General features: G+C 65.6%; 14 protein-coding genes. 7 read left to right on the forward strand and 7 right to left on the reverse strand.

The window, feature by feature from the left end; all coding sequences use genetic code 11:
- The first annotated feature begins 171 nt into the window (after positions 1-171).
- Positions 172-1,710 (forward strand): phospholipase C, encoded by a 1,539-nt coding sequence (locus tag ACLMAJ_RS11485; protein ID WP_412013570.1) that lies wholly within the window; start codon positions 172-174, stop codon positions 1,708-1,710.
- Between the two features lie 55 nt (positions 1,711-1,765).
- On the opposite strand, the gene ACLMAJ_RS11490 is transcribed toward ACLMAJ_RS11485, so the two are convergent.
- On the reverse strand, positions 1,766-1,978 hold the full coding sequence (locus ACLMAJ_RS11490; RefSeq protein ID WP_412013571.1) for a hypothetical protein: 213 nt from the start codon (positions 1,976-1,978) through the stop codon (positions 1,766-1,768).
- Positions 1,979-2,283: 305 nt separating this feature from the next.
- On the opposite strand from ACLMAJ_RS11490, the gene coaE reads away from it, so the two are divergent.
- A complete protein-coding gene (gene coaE, locus ACLMAJ_RS11495) occupies positions 2,284-3,492 on the forward strand; it encodes a dephospho-CoA kinase (protein WP_412013572.1) in 1,209 nt (402 codons plus the stop codon).
- Here coaE and ACLMAJ_RS11500 read toward each other — a convergent pair whose 3' ends face one another.
- From ACLMAJ_RS11500 to ACLMAJ_RS11510, 3 genes are all read right to left on the reverse strand, one after another.
- Positions 3,493-4,017: a ribonuclease FAU-1 family protein gene (locus tag ACLMAJ_RS11500; RefSeq protein ID WP_412013573.1), complete on the reverse strand. Its 525-nt coding sequence runs from the start codon at positions 4,015-4,017 to the stop codon at positions 3,493-3,495.
- A gap of 56 nt (positions 4,018-4,073) precedes the next feature.
- A complete protein-coding gene (locus ACLMAJ_RS11505) occupies positions 4,074-4,724 on the reverse strand; it encodes a ribonuclease FAU-1 family protein (RefSeq protein ID WP_412013574.1) in 651 nt (216 codons plus the stop codon).
- 138 nt (positions 4,725-4,862) lie between these two features.
- Positions 4,863-5,741 (reverse strand): class I SAM-dependent methyltransferase, encoded by an 879-nt coding sequence (locus ACLMAJ_RS11510; protein ID WP_412013575.1) that lies wholly within the window; start codon positions 5,739-5,741, stop codon positions 4,863-4,865.
- Between the two features lie 69 nt (positions 5,742-5,810).
- Here ACLMAJ_RS11510 and ACLMAJ_RS11515 point away from each other — a divergent pair, with 69 nt between their 5' ends.
- Both ACLMAJ_RS11515 and uvrB read left to right on the forward strand, forming a co-directional pair.
- Positions 5,811-6,401 carry a TetR/AcrR family transcriptional regulator gene (locus ACLMAJ_RS11515; protein ID WP_412013576.1) on the forward strand — a complete coding sequence of 197 codons (591 nt, stop codon included), beginning with the start codon at positions 5,811-5,813 and terminating at the stop codon, positions 6,399-6,401.
- 75 nt (positions 6,402-6,476) lie between these two features.
- Entirely contained in the window at positions 6,477-8,666 is a 2,190-nt protein-coding gene (uvrB, locus tag ACLMAJ_RS11520; RefSeq protein WP_412013577.1) for an excinuclease ABC subunit UvrB, read from the forward strand.
- 33 nt (positions 8,667-8,699) lie between these two features.
- On the opposite strand, the gene ACLMAJ_RS11525 is transcribed toward uvrB, so the two are convergent.
- Positions 8,700-9,170, reverse strand: a complete 471-nt coding sequence (locus ACLMAJ_RS11525) for a VOC family protein (protein WP_412013578.1) — start codon at positions 9,168-9,170, stop codon at positions 8,700-8,702.
- Here ACLMAJ_RS11525 and ACLMAJ_RS11530 point away from each other — a divergent pair.
- The 3 genes from ACLMAJ_RS11530 to ACLMAJ_RS11540 all read left to right on the forward strand — a co-directional run bounded on the left by ACLMAJ_RS11530 (position 9,169) and on the right by ACLMAJ_RS11540 (position 11,310).
- Complete coding sequence (locus ACLMAJ_RS11530; protein WP_412013579.1) at positions 9,169-10,122, forward strand: AraC family transcriptional regulator; 954 nt, start codon at positions 9,169-9,171, stop codon at positions 10,120-10,122. The genes ACLMAJ_RS11525 and ACLMAJ_RS11530 overlap by 2 nt on opposite strands.
- Positions 10,123-10,157: 35 nt before the next feature.
- On the forward strand, positions 10,158-10,574 hold the full coding sequence (locus ACLMAJ_RS11535) for a DoxX family protein (RefSeq protein ID WP_412013580.1): 417 nt from the start codon (positions 10,158-10,160) through the stop codon (positions 10,572-10,574).
- A gap of 283 nt (positions 10,575-10,857) precedes the next feature.
- On the forward strand, positions 10,858-11,310 hold the full coding sequence (locus ACLMAJ_RS11540) for a universal stress protein (RefSeq protein WP_412013581.1): 453 nt from the start codon (positions 10,858-10,860) through the stop codon (positions 11,308-11,310).
- Between the two features lie 98 nt (positions 11,311-11,408).
- Here the strand turns inward: ACLMAJ_RS11540 and ACLMAJ_RS11545 are convergent, their stop codons facing one another.
- Together ACLMAJ_RS11545 and ACLMAJ_RS11550 are read right to left on the reverse strand one after the other, a co-directional pair.
- Entirely contained in the window at positions 11,409-13,724 is a 2,316-nt protein-coding gene (locus tag ACLMAJ_RS11545; RefSeq protein WP_412013684.1) for a HelD family protein, read from the reverse strand.
- A gap of 365 nt (positions 13,725-14,089) precedes the next feature.
- Positions 14,090-14,437, reverse strand: a complete 348-nt coding sequence (locus tag ACLMAJ_RS11550) for an antibiotic biosynthesis monooxygenase family protein (RefSeq protein WP_412013582.1) — start codon at positions 14,435-14,437, stop codon at positions 14,090-14,092.
- Between the last annotated feature and the right edge of the window lie 8 nt (positions 14,438-14,445).

Raw genomic sequence — 14,445 nt, forward strand, 5'->3', positions numbered from 1 at the left:
CGGCGCGCCGACCGGGTGCGATGGGCTGATTCGACGAGGGGTTCTCCGATAGGCTGCGGCCACTCGCGTGCCGTTACGCACAGTCGAACCGGTGTCCAACTTCGGGGCCGCGTCGGCGCGGACACTCAGCACCCTGCTCGATCGAGCTCGGCAGAAAGGCCGTACCCAATCATGTGTGCAGCGGGCCCGTTCAGTGGCCTCAACCGCAGGCAGTTCCTGGCGAAGGCCGCGGCGGCGGGTGCTGTCGGCGCACTGGCCTCGTGGGCGAACCCGGTCATCGAGCGTGCCTATGCCGCCGATCCCGCCGGGATGGGCGGCCTCGGTGATATCGAGCATTTCGTGCTGCTCATGCAGGAAAACCGTTCATTCGACCACTATTTCGGCACGCTGTCGGGCGCGCGCGGATTCGATGAGGCGTCACCGGTTTGGCAACAGTACGGCTGGACTCCCGGCGCGGGCCCGACTCCCGACGGTTTCGTCAACCCGTTCCGGCTCGATACCACCAGCGGCGCGACGCTCGACGGTGAATGCATCAACGACCCGGACCACACCTGGGGCGGCATGCACCGAGCGTGGAACGGCGGCAGCAACGACCAGTGGATGCCCATGTCGGTCGCCAGTGTCGGTCCGGCCAACGCGCCCGCGGCGATGGGTTACTACCGGCGCGAAGACATTCCGATCCACCACGAGCTCGCCGACGCGTTCACCGTCTGCGACAACTACCACTGCTCGGTGCTCGGCCCGACGGATCCGAACCGGCTGTACTGGATCAGCGCGACCATCGACCCTGACGGCCGCGCGGGTGGCCCCTTGGTCGAGACCCCCACTGTGATTCCGCAGCACGTGTACAGCTGGCGGACCTACCCGGAGAACCTCTCCGACGCCGGTGTCAGCTGGAAGATCTACAACAACCGCGATGTCGGCCCGCTGGCCTCGGTGCTCCTCGACGGCATGCTGCGCTGCTTCACCCAGTCCGCCGACCCGAACTCCGAGCTGGCCCGGCGTGGCCTTGCACCGATGTACCCCAACGACTTCCAGGCCGATGTCGCCAATGACACGCTGCCCGCGGTCTCGTGGGTCATCCCGTCGCTGATCAACTGCGAACATCCCGCGCTGCCCGCGGCATTCGGCGCGTTCGGCATTGTGCAGTTGCTCGATATCCTCACCTCCAACCCCAAGGTGTGGGAGAAGACCGCGCTGATCATCAGCTATGACGAGAACGGCGGATTCTTCGATCACGTCACGCCGCCGACGCCACCGCAGGGCACGCCCGGGGAGTTCCTGACTGTGCCGCTGGATCGGGTGAGCTCCTCCAGCGGTATCAGCGGCCCGATCGGGCTCGGCTATCGCGTTCCCGGGCTGGTGATTTCGCCCTACAGCCGCGGCGGGCTCGTCGCCTCGGAGACCTTCGACCACACCTCGCAATTGCGACTGCTGGAAACCAGATTCGGGGTGGAGGTGCCGAATCTGACGCCGTGGCGGCGCGATGTCACCGGTGATATGACATCGACGTTCGATTTCGGATCGATACCGAATGCGGCGAAACCGATCTTGACCGATCCGAAACCGAAAGTTGATGCCGCGCTCGCGCAATGCGGGCCGAATATCGCCTTGGGTACGGCGACCGCGGGCATTCCCTATCCGGTGCCGCCCAATGAAATGCCGCGGCAGCAGCCGGGGAGCCGTCGGCAGCCGAGCGGCATGGTCTGAGCACGCCGAAAGTGGCCCAGTCCGGTTCGGGCTGGGCCACTTCGGAAGTCCGGGGTCAGCTGGCGGTCGCAGGTGCCCAGTATGTTGCGGCAGCGGCAGAGCGTTTTCGCATGGCGGCGAAGCTGTGCCGAGCAGGGTTGGTCAACGCGGTGAACCATGAGCGGCGGTGCTCGGTGAGCGCGGCCGCGACGGCGGGGATCTGGATGCAGTGCATACCACCCGCCATGCCCAGGCGGTGGCGACCCGTCTGGTTGTTTCTGGTGCCCAATGGTGTTCCTTTGCTTGCTGGTACTGGCCTGGATCGCCACGGCGAAGATTAGCCGAACAAAAGGGTGAGTCAGAGTATTTTGCGCGAGTAATTGCGTCGGCGTGTCGGAAAGTTATCGTCCGCGAACGGCGATCGGCCGGAAATGTTGCGAGATGGTCTCGACGGAGTCACGGATCGGGCAATTAGCGGCGCGGGTAGTGGAATGGACGGTCCGAGTGGGTATTCCGCCCTCTTGGGCGCCGGGGGTGGGTGGCGAGCCTCGGGTGCGAGACCGGCGGGCTCGGCGCGGATGCGAGACTGGTCGAATGTTGCGGATCGGCCTCACCGGAGGCATGGGAGCGGGCAAGTCGACGGTGGCGCGGATACTCGCCGACCGTGGTGCGGTGGTCATCGATTCCGACGTGCTCGCGCGGGAGGTGGTCGCGCCGGGCACCGAGGGGCTCGCGGCACTTGTCGAGGCGTTCGGCGCCGACATCCTCGCCTCGGACGGCAGCCTCGACCGGCCCGCGCTCGCGGCAAAGGCATTCGGGAGCGACGAAGCGCGCGCGACATTGAATTCGATTACACATCCGCTTGTCGGAAAAAGAACCGCTGAATTGATTGCAGCCGCGCCGCCGGATGCGATTCTCGTGCAAGATATTCCACTATTGGTGGAAAATGGTCTTGCGCCGCTGATGAATCTTGTTCTTATCGTGGATGTTCCAGAGGAAACTCGAATACGGCGTCTCGAGGAATTCCGGGGTGTTTCCGAAGCCGATGCACGGGCACGTATCGCGGCACAGGCCACCGACGAGCAGCGCCGTACGGTGGCCGATGTACTGCTCGACAACAGCGGTGCGCCCGACGATATCGTCCCGGTGGTGCACCGGCTGTGGGATGAGCGCCTGGTGCCCTTCGAACGCAACCTGCGCACCGGCACGCCCGCGCGGCTACCGGATGTGCGCATCGTCGCGCCGGACCCGCAGTGGCCGGTCCAGGCGCAGCGGCTCATCGCCAGGCTCTGGGTGGCGTGCGGGCCCGCGGCGTCGCGGATCGATCACATCGGCTCGACCGCCGTGCCCGGCCTGCCCGCGAAGGACGTGATCGACCTCCAGATCAGCGTCGCCGATCGGGCCGTGGCCGAAGGGTTGGCTGCTGCGCTCGGTGCGGCAGGGTTCCCGGTCAACGCCCATGTCACCGATGACAGCCCCGAACCGACGAGTACGGATCCGGACGGGACGAACATCGACCTGTGGGTCGAGCAGCTGCACTCCAGTGCTGACCCCGGCCGAATCGCCAATGTCCATGTCCGCGTGACGGGTTCACCGGGGGAGCAGTTCGCGTTGGCCTTCCGTGATTGGCTGCGTGCCGATGCCGCGGCGCGCGTCGAGTACCTCGAGGTGAAACGGGAGGGCGAGGCCAAGGCGGCGGGGCTCACCGGCGCGGCGGCGACGCTCGCTTACCTGGACGTCAAGGAGCCGTGGTTCGACGCGGCGTACGAGCGCGTTCGCGCTTGGCGCGACAGCGGCGAGTAGTCACTGCCAGGTGAGGGTGATGCCGAGGGTGGCGAGCCAGAGTTCGAGGGAACGGCCGTTGGCGGCGATGCCGTCGATTGTCGTCGCCGCGTATTCGATCGCGGCCCGCGTTTCGTCGAAGCCGATCAGTCCCGCGGTATGTGCGGCGATCAGCTCGTCCACGTCGAGCAGTTCGGTATCTCGTCCGGTGCGCACCACGATGTCGAGATAGTGGTCCACCGATTTCCAGGTGCTCGGCCCGATCTCGGTGAACTCACCGAGATCGACGTAGTAGTCCTGATCGCGCTTGTGCTCGGGGTGGTAGTGGAAAACCGTGACGCGGATGGAGAGCTCGGGCAGTAGCCAGGATTCGATGTAGTGGAACTGCGGATGATCGGAAACGCGTGCCATGTACAGGCCCCATGGTTCCGCGCGGAACTGCTCGACCGGCCGGACGAAGCCCTTCGGGTCCGTGTTGGTCTGTGCGGCGAGGTCGAAGTACTCCACCTTCGGGCGATGCACGTCCACTGATGGTGCCTGTGTCATGTACAAAGAATCTACCGCCGTTCGGCGTGCGGCGAGCACCACGGCGTTAGCGCCCGCTACATCCAGCTGAGAATGATGCCGTGCGAGCCGAGCCAGCGTGCGACATCGTGGTCGTGCGCGGCAAGGCCGTCCATCGCGGCGGCAGCCCTGTCGAAGGCGCGGTGTGCTTGCGCTGTGTCGACCAATCCGGCCGCGTGGGCGGCCAACAGGTCCTCGACGCCGCGCAGCTCGGACTTGCGCCCGCCCTGGACCATGATGTCGAGATAGTGGTCGATCGCTTTCCAGCGCTTGGGTTCGACCTTTGCGAATTCGCCGATGTCGAGGCAGAAATCCTGCTCCCGATGATGCGAGGCGTTGCGGTGGGTGATCGTCGCGCGGATGCACAGCTCCGGCAGCAGCCACGATTCGACGTAGTGGAACTGCGGGCCGCCCACCGTCCGCGCCATATACAGACCCCACGGTTCGACGTGGAAGCGCTCCACCGATCGGACGAAGCCTCTGGCGTCGGTATTGGTCAGTTCGGCGAGGTTGAAGTACTCGACTTTCGGTCTGGCGGGCGTGATAACCGCGGGTAGCGGCCCGGGTGATGTGGTCGCGAGCTTCGTGGCCAGCTGACCTGGTGTGGCCCCGCGCATGTCCCTGGCGACGTATCCGGCTATCCCGGTCATTGCAGGTACTGCGACGAGTAATGGAATCAAAGCGCTCATGGCGTATTCCTTCACCCTGTGCCGAATTCAACTAAATCAGGCTACACCCGCGACGGGCCGCGCGCCTTCCCTGGAGATATGACGAATCTCGTTGCGGCAACGGACATTTCGGGCGCGTAACAAGTTGCGCAGCTATGCTTACCGGTGGCGGTGAGGGGGAACTCCGAATAGCGCGGCACTGGTGGGTCGGTCGATGGCTCGCGCCGCGGTGACCGCCATCGCGGTGTAGTGCATCGTGAAGCCGCCTCCCGCGGTGTCGACGGCAGCACCGATGCCGCTCAGTAACTCTTCGAGCTTGCCCGGCGGAAACTGGCTGTGGCCGCCGAATGTCGGCACCTGGTCGAGCCATTCGTCGCGGGTGTAACTGCGGTCCCAGTCGAATCGCCACTGCTCCGGGTCACCGAAGGCGCCCGCCTGTCGTATCCCGTTGGCGGCGTTGGTGAAAAACGCCGCGTACCCGTCGAGGCCGGGCATCGTCGCGCGGTCGAACGGCGAGTTCGGCAGCACTCGGCGATAGACCTCGGAGAAGGCCGCACTCATCTCAACTGGTGGCTGGAACACATACCAGAACACGGCAAGCCGCCCGCCCGGCCGCAGTACCCGCGCCGCCTTGACCGCGCCCGCGACGGGGTCGACCCAATGCCAGGCCTGTCCGGCGACGACCGCGTCGAATTCTCGGCCCGCGGTGTCCCAGGCCTCGAACGTCGCCACCTCGACCTCGATGCCGGTGCGCCGTGCGAACTCGGCCATCCGTGGGTCGGGCTCGACCCCGAGTATCCGGCAGTCGACGGCCTGGAACTGTCGGGCCGCTATGCCGGTGCCGCAGCCGACGTCCAGTACATCGGGGCCGGGGCTCGCGGCGGCGATTTGTTGTATCAGGGCATCCGGGTAGTGCGGCCGAGTCCGGTCATAGCGCTCGGCGTCCGAGCCGAAGGACTCGGCGATCTGTCGCTCTCGGTGGGTTTCGCGCTGCTCGGAGCCAGGAAGGGCGCTGTGTTGCGGCGGTATAGTGGGCACATGCCCACTATAGTGGGCACATGCCCACTCGTAAACCGAGAAGGGTTGAGCGAGGGAAGGATACGAGGTATGCCGACGGGAGTTGCCATGCGCGACGTGCGCGAGCAGCTGTTCGACGCCGCCGAGCGCGTCCTGCTGAGTGCCGGGCCGAACGCACTGACCAGCCGGGCGGTCACTACCGAGGCAGGCTGCGCCAAGGGGGTCCTGCACAGGCATTTCGCCGACTTCGACGCCTTCCTGACCGAGCTCGTGCTCGATCGGATCGGCAAGATCGACGAGCAGGGCGCCGCCCTGCGCAGGTCCGCGGGGACAGGCGCGGTCGCCGACAACCTCACCGGCGCGCTGACGGAGCTGTTCGAGTCGGTCGCGGTAGCCATTGTCAGCCTCGTCACCTTCCGCGACGAGCTGCGCGTCCGCCTGCGTCGGGTACGGCCGCCCGGCGTTCCGCTATTGACGGAGGCCGCGGCCATGATCGCCGCCTACCTCACCGCGGAGCGTGACCTCGGCCGGCTCGTCGCGGCTACCGAAGTGGACACACTCGCGCTCACGCTCATCGGGACCGGGCACCTGCTGTTCGCAGGTCGGGAAGGTGTGCCGTTGGAACCCGAGGCCGTCCGCAAGGTCGTGACCACGGTCATCGACGGGGCGTTGGTGCGGTAGGTCGACCGGTTCGGTGGCGCCGGCGAGAATCACCGCGCCGAGAATGTGTCGGTGGGTGGGCTTAGGCTGGTGAGCATGGCATTCGCAACCGAAATCCCAACGGAAGGCTTCGAGGACAGGGCCGGTGGGACGCCGCTCGCGCATTCCGAGCATCGACCGGTCGGTGAGATCGAGCGGGCCGACGGCCGGTTCGAGGTCGTCAGCGATCACAAGCCCGCCGGTGATCAGCCCGCTGCCATCGCGGAGTTGGAGCGCAGGATCAACGCGGGGGAGCGTGACGTGGTGCTGCTCGGTGCCACTGGCACCGGCAAGTCGGCGACCACCGCATGGCTGATCGAGAAGCTGCAGCGCCCGACACTGGTGATGGCGCCGAACAAGACTCTCGCCGCGCAGCTGGCCAATGAGCTGCGAGAGATGTTGCCCAACAACGCCGTCGAGTACTTCGTCTCCTACTACGACTACTACCAGCCCGAGGCGTACATCGCGCAGACCGATACCTATATCGAGAAGGACAGCTCGATCAACGACGATGTCGAGCGGCTGCGCCACTCGGCGACCTCCAGCCTGCTCTCGCGCCGCGACGTGGTGGTGGTCGCGTCGGTGTCGTGCATCTACGGTCTCGGTACCCCACAGTCGTACCTGGATCGGTCGGTGCAGTTGGAGGTCGGCACCGAGCTCGACCGCGACGCGTTCCTGCGGCTTCTCGTCGATGTCCAGTACACGCGCAACGACATGTCGTTCACCCGCGGTTCGTTCCGCGTGCGCGGCGACACCGTCGAGATCATCCCCTCCTACGAGGAACTCGCGGTGCGCATCGAGTTCTTCGGCGACGAGATCGAGGCGCTGTACTACCTGCACCCGCTGACCGGGGATGTGGTCCGTCAGGTCGATTCGGTGCGCATTTTCCCGGCCACCCACTATGTGGCGGGTCCGGAGCGGATGGAGCGCGCGGTCGGCGACATCGAGCAAGAACTCGAACAGCGCCTCGCCGAGCTCGAACGGCAGGGCAAGCTGCTCGAGGCGCAGCGGCTGCGCATGCGCACCCAGTACGACCTGGAAATGATCCGGCAGGTCGGCTTCTGCTCCGGCATCGAGAATTACTCGCGTCACATCGATGGCCGTGCTGCGGGCACCGCGCCCGCCACGTTGATCGACTACTTCCCAGACGACTTCCTGCTCGTCATCGACGAGTCGCACAACACGGTGCCGCAGATCGGCGGCATGTACGAAGGCGACATGTCGCGAAAGCGCAACCTGGTCGAATACGGCTTCCGGCTGCCGTCCGCGGTCGATAACAGACCGCTCACCTGGGAGGAATTCGCCGATCGGATCGGGCAGACGGTGTACCTGTCGGCCACGCCGGGCCCCTACGAGTTGGGGCAGGCCGGCGGCGAGGTCGTCGAGCAGGTGATCCGGCCGACCGGACTCGTCGATCCGAAGGTCGTTGTCAAGCCGACCAAGGGCCAGATCGACGACCTGATCCACGAGATCCGCCAGCGCGCCGAGCGCGATGAACGCGTCCTGGTCACCACCCTCACCAAAAAGATGTCCGAGGACCTGACCGACTACCTGCTCGGTCTCGGCATCCGAGTGCGCTACCTGCATTCCGAGATCGACACGCTGCGCCGAGTGGAACTGCTGCGGCAGCTGCGCCTTGGCGAGTACGACGTGCTCGTCGGCATCAACCTGTTGCGTGAGGGCCTCGACCTACCGGAGGTTTCGCTGGTCGCGATCCTCGACGCGGACAAGGAAGGGTTCCTGCGCAGCACGACGGCGCTGATCCAGACCATCGGCCGCGCGGCGCGCAATGTGTCCGGCGAGGTGCACATGTACGCCGACAAGATCACCGCCTCGATGCAGTTCGCCATCGGCGAGACCGATCGTCGCAGGGCGAAGCAGGTTGCCTACAACGAGGAAATGGGGATCGACCCGCAGCCGTTGCGCAAGAAGATCGCCGACATCCTGGATCAGGTGTATCAGGAGGCCGACGACAGCGAGGTCGCTGTCGGCGGCTCCGGCCGCAACTCGAGCCGCGGTCGCAGGGCCCAGGGTGAACCGGGCCGTGCGGTGAGCGCCGGAGTCTACGAGGGCCGCGACATCAAGTCGATGCCGCGCGCCGAACTCGCGGATCTGGTGAAGGAACTGACCGCGCAGATGATGAGTGCGGCAAGGGATCTCCAGTTCGAGCTTGCGGGCCGCCTGCGAGACGAAATCTCCGACCTCAAGAAGGAACTGCGTGGTATGGATGCCGCCGGGTTGAGTTGAGGCACAGCCATGCGTGTCAGCTGTGCCGTGAACTCAGGACTGAGTTGCCATCCACTCGTTGACGCGACGGTCGGCTTCCTCGCGGGAGACATTTTCGACCTTGGTCAGCACCGCCCAGCGGTGACCGAACGGATCGATCACGACACCGAACCGGTCGCCGGTGACGAAGGTCTGTGGTTGTTCGGCACTGCGGGCGCCGTTTTCGACCGCGCGCTCGATGACCGCGTCGACGTCGGGGCAGTAGTGCACGATCGAGGTGTGCACCCATTCACCGTTGGGCGCGAGCACATTGTTGTCGGGGATGGGCATGCCGAGTTGCAGGGTCGAGTCACCGATCTTCAGTTCCGCGTGCGCGGGCTGGCCGTCGGGCATGTCGTTGCGACTGATCACTTCCGCACCGAAGACCGTGCTGTAGAAGTCGATTGCTTTATTGCCGTCGGGCACCGCGAGAAAGCAGGTGATCGAGTGGTATCCGTCGGCGATGGGGTTCACTGTTTCGTTCATGCCGACAACTCTTGTCGATCCCGTGACCAGGGTCTTGGAAGAAAGCGACATCGTGCGAGGGAGTGCTGATCGGGTGTCCGCCGGACCGGAACCGGCCGCTGTCCCCGCGCTCGACAACGTGAAGGGGATTCTGCACCCGGACGAGCAGGCCAGGCATAGGTCGCTGGCCAGGCTGTCCGCCGGGCCCGAAATCGGCCGGTTCGTCGAGTGGTACTGGTCGGTGCGCTGGGACCTGCGCGGTCGGCCGCCGTACCACGCCGAAGTGCTGTCGTATCCGTGTGTGAATGTCACCTTCGAGCGGACCGCGACCCGCACCGGCGGTTTCGTCAACGGCGTGTCCACCACGAAATACATCCGCGAACTCAGCGAGGTGGGAGAGACCTTCGGCGTTCGCTTCCGTGCGGGCGGCTTCGGCGCTTTCACCGGGCTGGATGTCGGCTCGTTCCGGGACGCGGCGGTCCCGTTGACGGAGGTGCTCCCCGCAGCCGAGGGTTTGACCGAGCGAGTGCTCGCCGCGTCGTCGGATCAGCAGCGCCGCACTATCGTCGAGGATTTCTTCGCTGGCCGCCAGTTCGCCGAGGACCCCAACTATCGACTCGTGCTGCGCATCGTCGAGGCGATGGAGCGCGACCACGAATTGACCAGAGTCGATCAGGTCACCGAACGGTTCGACGTGCCGATCCGCACATTGCAGCGGATGTTCCGCAGATACGTCGGTGCCGGACCGAAATGGGTGCTGCGCCGCTACCGGCTACAGGACGGTGCCGATCTGCTCGCACGCGGGCACGTCGACGATCTCGCCGCGCTCGCGGCGAAGCTCGGTTACTTCGATCAGGCGCATTTCTCTCGAGAGTTCGCCGCTGAGGTCGGAATGGCTCCGCTGGAATATGCGAAGAATTCGCTACGCTCGCGCAACGAGGTCACTTCGAAAGTTCTTCCTTCCGGAAAATAGTCGCATGGCCGACAACTCGAATAAGGGAGCGGGACATGGACGTCGTAGTTTTGATCGGGCGGGTGCTTTTCGTGGTGTTGTTCCTGAGCTCGGCACTCGGGCATTTCACGCAGACCGACGCGATGGCGGGATACGCGCAGAGTCGCGGTGTGCCGAACCCGAGGGCGGGCGTGCTCGCCTCGGGTTCGTTGATGGCACTGGGCGCGTTGAGCGTGCTGCTCGGTGTGTGGGCCGATCTCGGCGCGCTGCTGCTGGTGATCGTGCTGCTGCCCACCACATTCCTGATGCATCGGTTCTGGTCCGAGACCGATCCGCAGGCCAAGCAGGGCGAGATGATCCACTTCAATAAAGATCTCGCGCTCGCCGGAGCTTCGCTGATGTTGTTCGCCTTCTTCGCGCATGTCGACGAACTCGGATTGACCATCACCGGGCCGCTTTTTCATCTGAGATGAGTGAATGTGATGAATCTCCCAGGCGCACAAGAACGTTCACGGGGGTTGTGAAGGATCACAGATCTCGGGCCGAGAAATTGAATCCGCCCTGGTCGGTAAGGCCATCGGGCATTCGCCGAGTGACCTGTGTTCCGAATGGGCGAACACCCCGAGTGTGATGTGTTGCGATTTCTGATATTTCCGGCGGTTTTGCCGCTAGGGTCGACCCCAGTCGCCGCGCCGGTGCACCGACTCATGGTGGCACCGGACGTCGGCACCTGACCACCGCATAGTTGGAGGAGAGATGACCGCCTACCGGACCATTGTCGTCGGTACCGATGGCTCGGACTCGTCGTATGTCGCCGTCGAGAAGGCCGCCGCACTGGCGGGTGCCGCGGAAGCGACGCTCGTCGTGGCCTGCGCGTACTACCCGACCGACGATCGCGATGTCGCGGCCGCGGCCGATGTGCTCAAGGATGAGGCCTACCAGGTCCGAGGCTCCGCGCCGACGAACGAGATCCTGCGCATCGCCAGGGACAAGGCAACGGCCGTCGGCGCGAAGGACATTGTCGAGCGTTCCATCGTCGGCGAGCCCGTCGATTCGCTGCTCGCCCTCGTCAAAGAGGTCGAGGCCGACCTGCTCGTCGTCGGCAACCGGGGCCTGAATACCCTGGCAGGCCGCCTGCTCGGCTCGGTGCCCTCCGATGTCGCCCGCAAGTCGCGCTGTGACGTGCTGATCGTGCACACGGTGCGCTGAGAGTAGTTTCATACCGGCGCTGACGCTCGAGTCCGCGCCGAGAAGTCGACCCCGTCGTTCCAGCTCTTTCCGGAACGACGGGGTTCTTTCGTATCCGGTTACGCCAGTGCGTGCAACACCGGCGGAAGATCCTCGGTGTGGATGACACCGAGGCGCTGGGTCGCGCGGGTGAGCGCGACGTAGAGATCGTTGAGCCCCCGTGGTGACTCCCGGAGAATCTGCGTGGGCTCGACCAGATACACCGCGTCGAACTCCAGGCCCTTGACGTCGTGCACGGTCAGTACCCGCACCGATTCACCTGCCAGCTCGGCGAACTCCGGGACCAGTTCGTGCGGCGCGATCACCGCGGTGGTGCCCGGGCCGGTCTCGGTGGCCACCAATCGTGCCACCTCGCTACGCAATTGGCTCGTGCTGACCGCGTAGGCCCGCGGCGGCTGCCCGGAATCTCGCACCGATCGCGGTGCCGCGGCGGTCGGGTCGATCACGGTCAGCACGTCGGCGGCGATGTCCATGATCTCCGCGGGGGTCCGGTAGTTCACCGTGAGCTCGGTGAGCTTCCAGCGTTTGGCCACATAGGGTTCCAGCATCGTCTGCCACGACGAAGCGCCTGCCGGGTCTCCGGTCTGCGCCACGTCGCCGACCACGGTGATCCAGCGATTCGGGATGCGGCGCATCACCATTCGCCAGGCCATCTCCGAAAGCTCCTGCGCCTCGTCCACGATCACGTGGCCGTAGGTCCAGGTGCGATCGCCCGCGGCGCGTTCGGCGGTGGTCTGACTGGCGCGCACGTTCTGGCGTTCGGCAAGCTGGCTCGCATCGATCAGGTCGTAGGCCATCAGGATCTCGGGATCGAGGTCATCCTCCAAATCCTGTGGCGCCGAACCGGTCAGGATGTCCAACGCGTCCTGCGCCTCGGCCAGCTGGGTCCGCCAGCGTCGCCGCGCGCGTTCGCGTTCCTCGGCATCGTCGACGCCGAGCAGCTCGGCGAGCTCGTCGAGCAGCGGTGCGTCGGCCGCGCTGTATTCGCCGTTGTCCGGCCGCACCAGTTCGTCTCGGTCGGCCGGGGTGAGGCCGCTCGCCGCACGGTCGAGCCGCTTCGGGTCGGCGAGCAGGTCTGCGAGGACGTCCTGCGGTGACAGGATCGGCCACAGGGCGCCGATGGCCGCCGCGATCGCGGCATCGGCGCGCATCTCGTCGCGGATTTCCGCGAGATCGGTTCGGCTGAGCAGGCTTTGGCCGCCGGAAAGGTCGGCGCCCATGGTCTGGGCCAGCTGCTCGGTCAGCGCGTCCAGGACCGAGCTCACGAAGATCGGCCGCGCCAGGTTGTGCGGGCGGCGCGAGGAACGGGCGCGGCCGCGGGCGCGGGTGGTGATCTTGCGATCCAGGGTGACCGGGTAACCGTCGAAGGTCAGCCGAATCGGCTCGGAGGGGATTTCCTGCCGGTCACGCACCGCCTGCTTGAGTACGTCGAGGATATCGAGCGAGCCCTTGATCTCGCCGCCCCGCAGCGAGTCCTCACGGGTGGCTTTCACCCCGGGATACAGATCGCCGATGGTGGACAGCAGCACGCCGGTCTCGCCGAGCGAGGGCAGCACCTGGCCGATGTAGTCCAGGAAGGTGGCGTTCGGGCCGATGATCAGCACACCGGCCTTGGCCAGTTGCTGGCGGTAGGTGTAGAGCAAGAAGGCGGCGCGGTGCAGCGCGACGGCGGTCTTGCCGGTGCCGGGACCGCCCTGCACCACGAGCACGCTCTTGTGCTCGGAGCGAATGATCGCATCCTGTTCGTGCTGGATGGTCTCCACGATGTCGTTCATGTGGCCGGTGCGCGCCGCGTTGAGCGCCGCGAGCAGCGCGCTCTCGCTGCCGACGCCGCCGTCCGCGCCGGTGACACCGGCTCGGTGTGCTGCTTCGAGATCGAGGTATTCGTCGTTGATCGCGGTGACTGTGCGATTGCGCGAGCGGATGTGGCGGCGGCGGGTCACGCCGTCGGGCGTCGCGGTGGTCGACAGATAGAACGGCCGCGCCATCGGCGCACGCCAGTCGAGCAGCAGCGTCTCGTAGTCGTCCTTCTCGTCGAGGATTCCGAGCCTGCCGATGTAGCGGTACTCGGTGGGTTGAGCACCGCTTGGGACTGCTTGCAGGTCGCTCGAAACGGCATCGCTTGCGACTGCTTGCAGGTCGCTCGAAATGGCACCGTCATTGAGATCTATCCGGCCGAAACACAGCCCGTGTTCGGCGGCGTCGTACTTGGCGAGGTCCTCGGTGTAGAGCGCGTTGAACGATTCCCGTTCGCTGCGCGCCTGTGGAGTACCGCCGGTTTCCAGAAGGACAGTGCGCAGCCGGTTGTTGGCGTAGTCGCGCATATCGTCGAGTCGCTGGTAGAGCACGGACAGGTATTCCTGCTCCTGCTCGATTTCGCGGTGCCGCTCGGGTGCGCCGTCCGGTGCGGCACGATGCTGACCGCTTGTGGGTGCTTGCTGGTCGCGCGGAACGGCACCGCTTGTGGGTGCTTGCTGGTCGCGCGGAACGGCACCGCTTGTGGGTGCTTGCTGGTCGCGCGGAACGGCACCGCTTGTGGGTGCTTGCTGGTCGCGCGGAACGGCACCGCTTGCGGGTGCTTGCTGGTCGCTCGAAACGGCACCGCTTGCGACTGCTTGCAGGTCGCTCGAAACGGCCTGTAGACGGTCGGACAAACTGGACTCCTTGTCACCGCGCTGAGCCTGTGCATTCGCAGAGGGCGAGTGCACGCGAAACGCTGTAGAAAACAGAGTTGTCGAGTCTACTGCCGGTTCGGTGTGCTCGCCGCAACCGCAGGTGGGCTACCGGGTGTCGGGTCGTCGACTACCGCGACGAAATGCCGCACGATCGGGAATGGGTCGTAGAAGTGGTGCAACAGCTGCTTCCAGCGCTGATACCCCTCGGAGCCGCGAAATCCTTCGACGTGGTCTGCCAGCCGCTCCCATGCCACCAGCAGTAGATACGTGTCGGGTGTCTCGATGCAGCGCGACAGCGACAGCGATCGAAACCCGGGCATCGTCGCAATGATCGGCCTCGCCTCGGCGAAGGCGGCCTCGAATTCCTCGGCCTGTTCGGGGCGGACGGGAAGTAGCGCGTGTTCGAGAATCATCGATGACC

This window comes from Nocardia arseniciresistens (assembly GCF_046764875.1).
Classification (GTDB): Bacteria; Actinomycetota; Actinomycetes; order Mycobacteriales; family Mycobacteriaceae; genus Nocardia; species Nocardia arseniciresistens.

Bases quoted from the DNA above. Each gene is read 5' to 3' on its own strand.
- ACLMAJ_RS11485 (WP_412013570.1), top strand. From the start codon at position 172: ATGTGTGCAGCGGGCCCGTTCAGTGGCCTCAACCGCAGGCAGTTCCTG.
- coaE (WP_412013572.1), top strand. From the start codon at position 2,284: ATGTTGCGGATCGGCCTCACCGGAGGCATGGGAGCGGGCAAGTCGACG.
- ACLMAJ_RS11500 (WP_412013573.1), bottom strand. From the start codon at position 4,017: ATGACACAGGCACCATCAGTGGACGTGCATCGCCCGAAGGTGGAGTAC.
- ACLMAJ_RS11505 (WP_412013574.1), bottom strand. From the start codon at position 4,724: ATGAGCGCTTTGATTCCATTACTCGTCGCAGTACCTGCAATGACCGGG.
- ACLMAJ_RS11515 (WP_412013576.1), top strand. From the start codon at position 5,811: ATGCCGACGGGAGTTGCCATGCGCGACGTGCGCGAGCAGCTGTTCGAC.
- uvrB (WP_412013577.1), top strand. From the start codon at position 6,477: ATGGCATTCGCAACCGAAATCCCAACGGAAGGCTTCGAGGACAGGGCC.
- ACLMAJ_RS11530 (WP_412013579.1), top strand. From the start codon at position 9,169: ATGCCGACAACTCTTGTCGATCCCGTGACCAGGGTCTTGGAAGAAAGC.
- ACLMAJ_RS11525 (WP_412013578.1), bottom strand. From the start codon at position 9,170: ATGAACGAAACAGTGAACCCCATCGCCGACGGATACCACTCGATCACC.
- ACLMAJ_RS11535 (WP_412013580.1), top strand. From the start codon at position 10,158: ATGGACGTCGTAGTTTTGATCGGGCGGGTGCTTTTCGTGGTGTTGTTC.
- ACLMAJ_RS11540 (WP_412013581.1), top strand. From the start codon at position 10,858: ATGACCGCCTACCGGACCATTGTCGTCGGTACCGATGGCTCGGACTCG.
- ACLMAJ_RS11550 (WP_412013582.1), bottom strand. From the start codon at position 14,437: ATGATTCTCGAACACGCGCTACTTCCCGTCCGCCCCGAACAGGCCGAG.